At 43.8% G+C, this 11,902-nt stretch carries 13 protein-coding genes; 10 read left to right on the top strand and 3 right to left on the bottom strand.

Annotated elements, in window-relative coordinates; all coding sequences use genetic code 11:
• Positions 1 to 49 precede the first annotated feature (49 nt).
• The 10 genes from F3J22_RS29970 (at position 50) to F3J22_RS30015 (ending at position 7,914) form a co-directional block, all read left to right on the top strand.
• Entirely contained in the window at positions 50 to 616 is a 567-nt protein-coding gene (locus F3J22_RS29970) for an RNA polymerase sigma factor (protein WP_167021650.1), read from the top strand.
• Positions 616 to 1,176, top strand: coding sequence for a hypothetical protein (locus F3J22_RS29975; RefSeq protein ID WP_167021651.1), 561 nt, complete (start codon positions 616 to 618; stop codon positions 1,174 to 1,176). The genes F3J22_RS29970 and F3J22_RS29975 overlap by 1 nt, the downstream gene beginning before the upstream one ends.
• Complete coding sequence (locus F3J22_RS29980; protein WP_167021652.1) at positions 1,160 to 2,230, top strand: hypothetical protein; 1,071 nt, start codon at positions 1,160 to 1,162, stop codon at positions 2,228 to 2,230. The genes F3J22_RS29975 and F3J22_RS29980 overlap by 17 nt, the downstream gene beginning before the upstream one ends.
• 49 nt (positions 2,231 to 2,279) lie before the next feature.
• Positions 2,280 to 3,011 carry a head GIN domain-containing protein gene (locus tag F3J22_RS29985; protein ID WP_167021653.1) on the top strand — a complete coding sequence of 244 codons (732 nt, stop codon included), beginning with the start codon at positions 2,280 to 2,282 and terminating at the stop codon, positions 3,009 to 3,011.
• A 69-nt stretch (positions 3,012 to 3,080) separates the two neighbouring features.
• Positions 3,081 to 3,572, top strand: a complete 492-nt coding sequence (locus F3J22_RS29990; RefSeq protein ID WP_167021654.1) for a YajQ family cyclic di-GMP-binding protein — start codon at positions 3,081 to 3,083, stop codon at positions 3,570 to 3,572.
• Between the two features lie 72 nt (positions 3,573 to 3,644).
• A complete protein-coding gene (locus F3J22_RS29995) occupies positions 3,645 to 3,896 on the top strand; it encodes a type B 50S ribosomal protein L31 (RefSeq protein ID WP_167021655.1) in 252 nt (83 codons plus the stop codon).
• Positions 3,897 to 3,967: 71 nt separating this feature from the next.
• Positions 3,968 to 5,149 carry a putative sugar nucleotidyl transferase gene (locus F3J22_RS30000; RefSeq protein WP_167021656.1) on the top strand — a complete coding sequence of 394 codons (1,182 nt, stop codon included), beginning with the start codon at positions 3,968 to 3,970 and terminating at the stop codon, positions 5,147 to 5,149.
• A gap of 22 nt (positions 5,150 to 5,171) precedes the next feature.
• Complete coding sequence (gene tpiA, locus F3J22_RS30005; protein ID WP_167021657.1) at positions 5,172 to 5,933, top strand: triose-phosphate isomerase; 762 nt, start codon at positions 5,172 to 5,174, stop codon at positions 5,931 to 5,933.
• 138 nt (positions 5,934 to 6,071) lie between these two features.
• A complete protein-coding gene (locus tag F3J22_RS30010) occupies positions 6,072 to 6,683 on the top strand; it encodes a 2'-5' RNA ligase family protein (protein ID WP_167021658.1) in 612 nt (203 codons plus the stop codon).
• A 946-nt stretch (positions 6,684 to 7,629) separates the two neighbouring features.
• A complete protein-coding gene (locus F3J22_RS30015) occupies positions 7,630 to 7,914 on the top strand; it encodes an acylphosphatase (RefSeq protein WP_167021659.1) in 285 nt (94 codons plus the stop codon).
• Between the two features lie 108 nt (positions 7,915 to 8,022).
• On the opposite strand, the gene F3J22_RS30020 is transcribed toward F3J22_RS30015, so the two are convergent.
• The 3 genes from F3J22_RS30020 to F3J22_RS30030 form a co-directional block, all read right to left on the bottom strand.
• Positions 8,023 to 9,132 carry a C1 family peptidase gene (locus F3J22_RS30020; RefSeq protein ID WP_167021660.1) on the bottom strand — a complete coding sequence of 370 codons (1,110 nt, stop codon included), beginning with the start codon at positions 9,130 to 9,132 and terminating at the stop codon, positions 8,023 to 8,025.
• A 146-nt stretch (positions 9,133 to 9,278) separates the two neighbouring features.
• Positions 9,279 to 11,282: a M56 family metallopeptidase gene (locus F3J22_RS30025; protein WP_167021661.1), complete on the bottom strand. Its 2,004-nt coding sequence runs from the start codon at positions 11,280 to 11,282 to the stop codon at positions 9,279 to 9,281.
• Positions 11,283 to 11,300: 18 nt separating this feature from the next.
• The gene (locus F3J22_RS30030; RefSeq protein WP_167021662.1) at positions 11,301 to 11,681 is read right to left on the bottom strand and encodes a BlaI/MecI/CopY family transcriptional regulator; all 381 of its coding nucleotides are present in this window, start codon (positions 11,679 to 11,681) and stop codon (positions 11,301 to 11,303) included.
• Positions 11,682 to 11,902 lie beyond the last annotated feature (221 nt).

Here is an 11,902-nt window from a genome sequence, read left to right on the forward strand (position 1 = left end):
TGTATTTTTTAAAGCACGTGCAACCTTTCATACAATCATTGTCTTTATAATGAAAGCATCAGAAAACAACTTGAATCAGACGTTATTAGCCGAGAATGTAGTAGACCGCTGCAAGAAGGGAGATGTTCGCGCATTCCGCGAGCTCTACGATGCGTATTCTGCAGCCATGTATAATATTTGTGTACGTATGACCAATCACGGAAGTGATGCGGAAGATATATTACAGGAAGCATTTATACAGGTTTACCGCAGTATTGGCAAGCTGGAGAGAGGTGCCAGCCTTAGCGCCTGGATAAAGCGTATTGTTGTAAATCATTGTCTTAATTACCTTCGCAAAAAGAAAGTCTACTTCGAAGAGGTAGATAATGTGGAGGTAAGAGAAGAGGCCGGGGTGGATGAATCCCAGTTTTCCTGGACAGTGGGTGCCATAAAAGCGGCCATTACTACATTACCAACAGGTTATCGTACGGTGCTTAACCTTTATCTCTTTGAAGAATATTCCCACAAGGAAATTGCAGAAATGCTGGGGATATCCGAATCTACTGCCAAAACACAGTATATGCGGGCAAAAGAAAAGGTAAGACAGATTGTGAATCAGCAAAACATCATGAATTAATGTCTGATAATTTTGAAAGGTTTATTCAACAAAACAGGGCAGCATTTGAGCAGCCTGGTCCATCTTCCAGGGTTTGGGAGGCGATGGAGAAAGAGTTGGGGCAGCAGCAGTCGAAAGGCCGGGTAGTCAGGATGTTGTCTAAAAACTGGTTTAAAGCAGCCGTGATAGCAGTCCTTTTAATCAACGCAGGGGTGTTGTTTCTGTTTATCAAACACCGCCAGCAAACGAATAGCAACGTAGCAGTTATGTTTCCTGAAATGCAGGAAGCCCAGATATATTATTCTTCCAGAATTGAGGCCAGATTAGACTCTATCAGATCATATCCGGCAGCAGAACTGGGACTTGACAGTACATCAAGAAAAGAGCTTGAGCTAAAAAACGATACCTATAAAATGCTTGAGAAAGAGCTGAAAAATAACCCCGGTAATGAAAGAATCCGCGCGGCCATTATCAGGTATTATCAGCTGAAATTAGATCTCCTGGATAAAATCCTGGAAGACCTGCAGGAAAGACATGCAGCTCCAGGTGAATTAAAAAAACGATATGAAGAGAAAATTTAACTGTCTTCTGTTTCTTTTCTTTCCCCTCCTGGCATTTGCAAACCGCGGCGAAGCTTTTAAAAGAACAGAAGTAAAAGTATTCACAGTGTCCAATGGTGCGCAATTTACCGTCAGTAATAAATACGGTCAGGTAGTATTTCACGTATGGAACAAGAACGAAGTAAAAGCAACTGTCACTATTACCGGATTCGGAAAAACGGATGCGGAAGCAGAGAGCGTAGTAAGTGGTGTAACCATCAATGCGGAAAACAGTCCCACCGCAGTTAGTCTTAAAAGCGTGTACACTCCGAAAGGAGGGCGCTGGTTTCAGTGGGGAGGCAACTCTTCAAAAGACTATGTAAGTATCGATTATGATATTTATATTCCTCAATCATTGAGTGGTGTAGTAGCCGAAAACAGCTTCGGTGATATCATTGCCGACAAGCTTCCCTGCCCTGCAAAGATTTCCCTGAGTTATGGAAACTTTGATATCAGGGATGCCGAAGACATTACCATGTCAGCCAGCTATTGCAACAAGGGCAAGTTTGGCAATGCCGGTATGGTAACGCTGTCCAGCAATTACTCCAATGTGAAGGCGGAGAACCTGCGTGGGTTAACGGTTACATCTAACTATAGTAACCTGGAAATCGGGTCTTCAGAAAAGACGACGATCACCTCCAAATATGATAACTATAAAATCGGATCTGCCGGTGCATTAACCTTCAAGGGCGCCTTTTCTGATTTTAGTTTAGAGAACCTGAAAGAGTCGATAGAAGCCACTTTTTCCTATGGAGATCTGAAGATAAAAAAAGTATCATCTGGCTTTAAATCAGGCAGGCTCAGTTTTTCCTATGGAGATGCACGCATGAATTTTGTCCGCAAACAGCCATTAAGAGTAGATGTGGCGTTCAGTTACGGAGATTTCAATACCGGTGATATGGAAATGAAGAGTGTGGAATCCATTCACAAAAACACTTCCATGAGCTATAAAGGGTTCGCCAATGGTGGCAATAGTCAGTCGCCATTACTCGAGGCCTACGGCAAAAATGGTGATCTTTCTATAAATACTTACTAACCCAATCATCTGAACCATTCTAAATCCTTATAAAATAAAACAACGACCCATGAAAAAAGCATTTTTAGTTTGTCTGATAGCAATACCGGTGATGGCCATGGCATTTGTAAATGCCTCCAGTGAGTACCTGCACGAGCGAGTGAAAGGTAGTGGTGTTTCCAAAACAGAAGATCGTAGTGTAAGTGGTTTTTCGGGTGTGAGCACTTCCGGTGTATATAATGTGGTACTGACACAGGGCGGCGCGGAAGCGGTAAAAGTAGAAGCGGATGATAACCTGTTGCCATATATTGAAACAGTGGTTTCCGGTAAATCGCTGGAGATAAAAACCAAAAATGGTGTCAATATTGAGCCGAAGAGCAAAATCACCGTGTATGTAACTATAAAAGAGCTGAAAGCTATATCAGCAAGTGGTGCCTGTAAAGTAACCGGTACCGGCACGATCAGCGGCAGTAACCTGGGCGTGGAGCTGAGCGGAGCCACTTTAATGAACCTGGATATTGCGATGAGCAAAGTAAATGTAGATGCATCTGGTGCTTCCAGACTGGATCTGACAGGTAAAACCGGTGCGGTGAATGTTGGTGCTTCCGGTGCAGCTATTATCCGTACGGAGAAATTAAATGCGGATAATGTAAACGTGGACGCATCCGGTGGATCTGTTGTACGTGTAAATGCAGAAAAAGCATTGAATGTGGGTGCATCTGGCGGTAGCTCTATCAGATATTCCGGAGCAGCAAAAGTAAACTCCTCTACTTCGGGGGGCGCAAGCGTAAGCCGTTTATAGGGGATAACGACAAATCTCTTTATATTTGCTGCTGGAATTAAGTAGTTTATATACTAAAATTTGTCAATTATGCCGTCGTTTGATATTGCCAGCAAAGTTGATTTACAGACTTTGGACAACGCTATCAATACTGTAAAGAAGGAGATAACGAATAGATACGATTTTAAGGGCTCACATGTAGAAATTGAGTTGAATAAAAAGGACCTGCAGCTGACGGTTGAAGTGGATAGCGATATGAAGCTCAACCAGGTGATGGATGTACTGATTAGTCGTACTATGCGTCAGGGGCTTGATGGAAATATTTATGATCAGAGCAAGGAGCCTTTTCAGAGTGGTAAGGTTTATAAGAAGGTGATTCCTGTGAGAAATGGAATAAAACAGGAAGATGCAAAAAAGATCGTGAAGCTGATCAAAGATTCAGGATTAAAGGTGCAGGCTGCCATTATGGACGATATTGTAAGGATTACAGGTAAGAAGATCGATGATTTACAGGATGTTATCGCGCTTTGCAGAGAAGCGAACCTGGGTATACCGTTACAGTATATAAATATGAAATCCTGATTTTTTTAGAATATTCTTTGAGTGTTTAAGAAAAAGTCTTACCTTTGCACTCTGTATTTACAAAATTTTGATATGAAACAGGGAATCCATCCAGAAAGTTACAGATTTGTGATATTTAAAGATATGTCAAACGGTACGAGCTTTTTAAGCCGCTCTACTGCTCCTTCTAAAGAAACTGCAAAGTGGGAAGATGGCAATGAGTATCCGTTGATTAAGTTGGAAATTTCCAATACTTCTCACCCTTTTTACACTGGTAAGAACGTATTAGTGGATACCGCAGGACGTATTGATAAATTCAACAAACGTTACGCTAAGAAAGCTTAGTAGTTTAGCAAAATATTTTTTTTTAGAGCATCCCATCGGTTAATCGATGGGATGCTCTATTTTTAGCCCTTATGGAGCGTAATTTTATACTATTCGACACGCCCGGACGTGATTTGTTATACCCCTTTACGCATACCAGACCCATTGCTGCCTGCAGACTAGGAATACTTACTATCCAGGAGAAATGGGAACATTGGCTGGGTTCAGGAGTCAGTCACTTCACCGTACCGCATTTACAAGCGAAATACCCCCTGCGCCTTGGCCAGGACGATACTATTAATGTACTGATCAGCGGAGATATTCTGCCTGATGAAGCGCTGGTAGCGGCCATTAATACCCTTTCACCCGAAGAAGAGTTATATAAAGATAATCGCCTGATAGCCAAAGTAATCCTTGGCAGGGAGGTGCATTTGCTGCCGGCAAGTGCCAGAAAAAATTATTCTGGCCAGGTATTGCGAATTCATCACCCCTGGGATATTTTTGCGCTCAATGATCAGGCTATCCGTCAGGATTTTCAATTACTGACAGCGGGCCGGACATCCGCACCGGTACCGGAAGGTAACCAGGTGATAGCGCCGGAGGCTGTATTCATAGAAGCCGGGGCGACCGTGCTTTGCAGTGTGCTGAATGCTTCAACAGGTCCGATCTATATTGGCAGGGATGCTGTTATTATGGAAGGGAACCTTATCCGGGGGCCGTTTGCCATGGGAGAGCAGGCCGTGCTGAAGATGGGAAGCAAAGTATACGGAGCTACCACTTTAGGGCCCTATTGTACCGGCGGTGGCGAGATCAAGAATACGGTGATGTTTGGATATTCCAACAAAGGCCATGAAGGGTATATTGGTGATGCGGTGATCGGGGAGTGGTGTAACCTGGGAGCAGGTACGAACTGTTCCAATCTGAAAAACAATGCATCTCCGGTGGGCGTATGGCTGGAGTCGGAAGCGGCGGCAGTGCCGGCAGGAAAAAAGTGTGGGGTGTTGATGGGAGATTATAGTCGTTGTGGAATTGGTACCAATTTCAACACTGGCACTGTAACAGGCGTGTCCTGCAATATTTTCGGGGCAGTGATGCCGCCGAAATTTTTGCCTTCCTTTACCTGGGGCCATGGCGACAGTAGTGTCAGGTACAGGCTGTCAGAGGCCTGGCGGGATATAGCCAGCTGGATGAGGATGAAGAAACAGGAGCCGCATCCTGCAGACGAAAGTATTTTGCAGGCTGTCTATGAGCAGACCGGCAGGCAGGAAAATTAAAAATTAATTGCACGATTATATTATGAGAAAAAAAATTGTTGCTGGAAACTGGAAAATGAACCTTACGCTGGCGCAAGGTGAGCAGCTGATCAACGATATCCTGGCTACCGGCCTGAAACTGGCGGAAGGCCAGGAAGTAGTGATCTGTACGCCGTTTCCTTACCTGACTAAGGCTAAGTCACTGCTGAAAAACTACCAGGGATTTTATGTAGGTGCGCAGAACTGCCACAGTGAAAAAGCTGGTGCCTATACCGGTGAAGTAGCTGCAGATATGCTGAAATCTATCGATGTAGATTATGTTATCCTGGGTCACTCTGAAAGGAGAGAATATTTCCAGGAAAGCAATGCTATGCTGGCTAAAAAGGTAGATCAGGCATTGGCAGCCGGACTGAAACCAATTTTCTGCTGTGGTGAGCCGCTGGAAATCAGACAGGCTGAAACGCAGAATGCTTATGTAGCAAAGCAGCTGGAAGAGAGTCTGTACCACCTGACTGAAGAGCAGTTGAAAGAGGTTGTTATTGCCTATGAGCCGATCTGGGCTATTGGTACGGGTTTAACAGCCAGTGCAGCACAGGCGCAGGATATGCATGCATTTATCCGTTCACAGATAGCTGCGAAATATGGCCGTGAGGCGGCATTGCGTATGTCTATTCTGTATGGTGGCAGTGCAAAACCAGGTAATGCGGAAGAATTGTTTGCCTGTCCGGATGTTGACGGTGGCCTGATTGGAGGAGCTTCACTTGTTGCGGCAGACTTCACAGCGATCGTTAGCAAATTGGGTTAATTCTAAAATATTGAGAATACGCAGATTATATATGTCTGCGTATTTTTTTAGTAAAAAATGCTAAAAAAATTAGTAAATCAGATTATTGTTTGTATATTCGTAGTGTCATTCTAACAAGGAGAATTTAAAATACTGGTTATGAATACGAATATTGACAACACAGCAAATATAACGTCGGAGTCTATGAGTGACTACCTGGTGGTTGTAAATCCGGATGTACTGGTAACGAAGGATATTATCCGTATCAGGCAGTTCATTGCGCGTGAAATTGGGGATGAGAGTATGGTTGGTGCCGGAGTGCATATCCCGTTATTTCGCTCTGTGTTTCCTGAGCGTTATGAGCAGGATTTCATTGAGTTGCTGGAGGGTGTTTCCCGGAAGCAGGCAGGCTTTGCCATTTACACTTCGCGGGTGGATAGTCACCGTAATGCTGACGGAAGGGATAGTTTATTCATTAATGTGGCGAATGTGAAGCCACTGGTAGCTTTGCATCAGCAGTTACTGCATGCGTTTGAGTTACCTGTGCAGGATTACCGCCCGCATATTATGGTGGCGGGTCGCATTCAAAATGCGGCATTCGCGCGGGTTTTGCCACAGATTTCCCAGCAGATGTTTGTGCGTAGTTTCAACTGTCATTGTTTTAGTTTGCTGAAGCGTTCTGCTGCTGGCGGCAAATATGTGAAAGTGCGGGACTTCGTATTTGGAGATATTGAACATATGGTAGGTAGTTTATTTAACTACGCTGCATAATATTAAAAGTACCAGCCTACGTTTCGACGAGTGGACGAGTGAAAGAACAAAGGATTCGAAAGTGGGTGACGAGCTGACAAAGCCGACTTTAGCGTCCATTGTTATTCATCCTGGTTTGTTTGCCCCAATTATTATTCCGAAGCCATCATCATTTCAACGTAACCATTAATGGTAATACAGGTGATCGGTGACCTATGTCCGCTAGTCAATGTCTGGCAAAGAGATAACTGAAATTATTCATCGCGTTTTCTGAATTATGCGGGTGTTTTTTGCTCATTTATTCAGGCGTTTTTGGGATTAATGATTTTCCTGAATTATTGGTGATTTATTCATGGCGCATTTGAATCATTAAGCATACTCTTTGCCAGGTATTTTCTCAGCAGGTAAGGTCGAAATGCGGCGTCAGATCATCGTATTAAATCCGGTTGTAGCTCCTTTTTTCCCAAAAACACTACCTTCCATATCCTGGAAAATTTGTATTGTAAACTACTTACTACCCGTTATTCTTCATAGCTACAGGTTATATCCCGGAAGAATTATTTTAGCACATTCAATTTTAGCATTATATTAGTACGCAAGATTCTAAAAGGCAGTTAACATAATGAGTCGTTAAGATAATAGCCAAAAGATCACAGATAGATGTAACTGTCGGATTAAATTGCTGGTAGGTATAGTATGGATTCCTGTTAATATTCCAAAATCGCAACAGACATGCAGTAACATGGATTTCGAAATTGAATTCCCTTAAGAACCATATTGTTGAAATGAATTAATAGTACACGAAAATCATTGAATAACCATTTTTTTTTAGTTTCATCAGAAAGGATGAGCAGTTTTCCCCATGAAGGTTGTTTATAGTAAGAATGTTGATTATTAGCATGTCGGAGAATTATTTACCCCTGTAAGATGTCTGCTGAAATGTTTCACCTTACCCATCTGTTTCAAAATGACAAACAAATTAATCCTGCACAAGGAAATAAATGTGAAAGGCCGCGTCCATGGTGTTGGATATCGTGCAAATGCCAAGCATGTTGCTGATTTACTGGGTGTTCAGGGTACCGTTAAAAACCTTCTGGATGGCAGCGTTTGGATTGTTGCCGAAGGTAGTGAAGAAGCAATGAATACTTTTCTGGAATGGTGTCGTAAGGGGCCGAGTCATTCGGAAGTAAAAGAAGTAGTCATTATCGCCGGAGAGGTCGAGGATCTGCAGGAGTTTCTGATTGTTTACTGATTTACGGATAGTTAGTGCTGAAAGCTGCTACAGGTGCTGTAAATCAGAACAGGTAACTGTACTGTAAATTATCAGTAACAGTTACCTGTCCGGAGAAATTTCTTTCGGTTATTTTAGCAGGGCTTTCCATTTCTTGTCCAGTGCTGCTTTGGGTACCACTATTGAGATTGTATTGTTGGCAAAATAGGCTTCGGAAACATTCTGGTATCCATGGAAAGGTCCATAAAGCCCCCAGGAGTTTTTGACAATAAAAAATATTCTTCCTTTAGGACTGTAGCCGATTCCTGTGATATGCATCAGGTGGTCATCTTGTGTCACAAGGTCTTCAAACAGGCGTTGCCGTGATTCCTGTGTAATCACTTTTTCCGGCATATCCTGATCTATCGTTTTTGCAAACAAGGCGGTGTCTACAACTGGTTCCATGGCAAATCCATTTCCCGGATTCCAGCCTCTGTTGCTGACATCGGCATCCCAGGAGATGGTGTAACCTTTATTGATAGTTGTTTTGGCGATGTCTAACAAGTCTTGTAGCGGCAGGTTGTAGTAGGAACCATTGGAATAGTTATCAGGCACTTCGATGATGAAGGATTTGTAAAACGGATGATGTGAAAAAGAGGTCAGGTAGACATAATCATCAGCATTGAATTTCATTACCTCTTTTGCAAAGGTAAGCGGTGTATATGTTTTACCATTATATTCAAAAGATGCCGGTGGTTCACCCATGTACGTGTTCAGGATTGTTGTAAATCCATCTATCCAGTTGGTTGGTATTGGGGGGCGGAGTTTTAAAATACTGTCAAGGTAATTTTTAAGGTAACCCTGCATTCTGCCATGGCTAAGGAAGGTCCTTCCTGGTACAAGGCCTGTATAGAGTTTTGCAGGGACCATGCCGTATCTGCCCATTGCATTGATCGCATCATGTCCAAGGCCACCCTCGTCGAATTGGGCTTTCCCCTGCCTTAAAACATAGTTTTTTGCTTTTTCAAGATAAATATTCCTTACGGTATACATCTCTGAAATATCGGGCACGGAATAGCCTTTACGAATGTTTTCAGATTCCACCATAGAAGTGGGGCCGAAGCACCAGCATGTACCTGTTGACTGTTGATCTTTTACGGTAGAGGCACGGTTGATCCGTTCGCGGACCAGGCTGCTGTCCTGTGCATAGGTGGTCAGTACTGCACAGCAGAGGGAAACGATGAGGCATAGTGTCTTCATAACTACGAGAGCTGTTGTCTAAATTTTAAAGATAACAGAACCCGCTGCGGTGGTAGTGCTGGTGGATCGTTTATGCATCAAAAAAAGAAGCACTGCAGTTTTGGGTGCAGTGCTTCAGTAATATGTATGAATCAAAAGTATCCGGGTCAGTCCTGGGCGTCGATATTAAGAGAGGTCGTCGTTCCGTTGATGGTAAGATTTTTTTCTTTCATCAGAGGCTGATATTTCTGGAATACAGCGGCAGGTTGTTTTTCACCGTTGATGGTGAGTACATCACCTTTTTTGATGATGGAATAGCCTGTTTTTGCATCGATCAGTTTGTCTGCAGTCAGTTTTGCAATCAGCTGATGGAACCGGTTATCATTACTGGCACGTGTTCTGTCGGCTTGTTCCCTTGCTCTATCGGCTTGTTCTCTCGCTCTGTCGGCTTGTGCCCTTGCTCTATCAGCTTGTTCTCTGCCTCTTTCGGCTTCACGCATTCCTCTTTCAGCGGCTCTGGCAGCAGTATCCACATACTGTCTTACATAATTCCTGGTTTCGCGGAGCTGTGTTTGAACAACTTTATTCAGAGAATCAATATTAACGTTGATATTTTTATTGATCACATCTTTATTCAGGTTCTCCATCGCGATTTTTATTTCTCTGCGTGACTGAACGAGATCTTCCTCTACTTTTTTCCAGTCTACCTTATTAACGGCTGTCTGTGCCTGTGCCATTACCTGTTTCATATCCACTTCTTTCAGTTGCTTCATGGCCCGGTCAACAGATGCTTTAGCTTCGGCTATTTGTTTATTAACGTTAGCCTGGTCTTCAGGAGACAGTTCATTGAAGGTAATAACATGGCCGTTTTTAATGGCATGTTGTGGCGGCATTGGTGGTGCTGGTGGCAATGGTGGCATTGCTGGTGCAGCAGGTGGTGCCGGTGGCAGGTCTGTGGGTTCAGCTGGCGCCGGTGGTGGTGGTGGCGGAGCTGGCATTGTGGTATCGGTCTGCAGGATGACAGCTGCGGTATCGATCAATATTTTATGTGAAATTACCTGGCGGCTGTTATTGGTAGTAACAACTTGTTCTTTTACAGTTTTTATTTTTTCTGCTGAATTTTTTTCTGAAGCCTTGACTTTTGCAGGGTTGAGCCATGCAATAGAGATGATACCTGTAGCGATGATAAGAACGGCCAGTAATCTTTGACTATAGTTGAGATTTTTAGTTTTCATTTCCATGATTCGTTTAATGCGATTAAACAGATGCTGTTTGTTGTCTGCAGCAGCCATGGCCAGTGAGTTGGAAGATAACCGGTATTCCTCCAGTGCTACCAGTGCGTGTGCGTAATGCAGGGGCTGTACTTTTCCTATCACCAGGTCATCGCAGCAGTGTTCGCGCTCCTGCCGGATTATCCTGGAAATAAGCCATACAAAGGGGTTAAAGAACAGGATGGTTTCAACAATAGATTGGAAGATATTCAACAGATAATCATTGCGTTTTATGTGTGCCAGTTCGTGGAGCAGAATAGCTTCCAGCTGTTCCGGCGTCAGGTTGTTGACCATTGCTACGGGCAACAATATCAAGGGCTTGAAGCAGCCCAGCATTACAGGTACCTGGATGTAACCGGATACCAGCAACTGAACCTTGCGGGGGATGCGCAGCGTAGCTGCAAGCTGTTGCAGTCGTGCTTCCCAGGCAGGATCAATTGATTCGGTTTTATGTGTGCGGATTTGTTGCAGTTGTGCCAGATCAGATATCAGTTTGATGGTCATCACACAAAAACCGACGGCATATAAGGCTACCAGTACGGGAAACCAATTTTCCACCCCTGGGATAACCCATTTAAGCTGGTCCTGACTCTTATATATTGTTTCAACGGGCTGGTCTGCGAAGTTGGGCGCCAGCTGCAGGTGGGCTGCTGCTGCTTCCATGGCTTCCCGGGCTGATTCGATGGCATGTAACTGCTGTAGCAGTGTGATGATGAACCAGGTAAAAATACTCATGAGCGAAACAGTCGCCAGGTTGTATTTTATTTTAGCGGAAGCCATTGGCCAGATGGCCAGTACCACACGCAGGCAGGCATATACGAATAGTGCCTGCCATGCAGAATGCAGGATGGTCCATCCAAATGCGCGTACCAGATCTCCGGTGAAAGGTAATAAGGTCATATGACAGGTATTATACTGTTACTTTTTTTGCTGTTCAATTTTAGATAAATAGGCACGGATCTGATCCAGCTCTTCTGTAGATGATTTATGGTGGCCAAGGGCCTGCATCACCAGCTGAGTAGCCGATCCGCCAAATACAGTATCTATCATTTTATTCAGCAGCTGTTGCTGGGTTTCTTCCTGTGAAACGGCAGCAGTATAGATATGTGTTTTGCTGCTGGCATCTCTGGATAATAACCCTTTCTCATACATGATCTGCATCAGCTTAAGGGTAGTAGTGTAACCTGCCTCTTTGGTTTCAGAAAGTTTTTCATGTACTTCCCGTACGGTGCTGGCGCCGCGGTCCCAAAGTATGCCGAGGATTTCCAGTTCGCTTTCTGTAGGCTTGTTTTGTTTCACTATATTTTATTTATGTTGTTCCAAATGTGATCGCTGTTGTGCCGGCAGCGCAGAAGCGCGAATTCCTGACTACCGGTGTACGCCCCTTTGACAGGATGTACGAATATCTTCGTAAACAAATGTACGATAGTTTTCGTAATTGCCAAATGTTTTTTGAAAAATGATCATTAAGGGGGATGAGTGGGCGGGAAACCCCCACTTTCCGTGGTTGCCGAAGGCGT

Source organism: Chitinophaga sp. Cy-1792, assembly GCF_011752935.1.
Lineage (GTDB): Bacteria > Bacteroidota > Bacteroidia > Chitinophagales > Chitinophagaceae > Chitinophaga.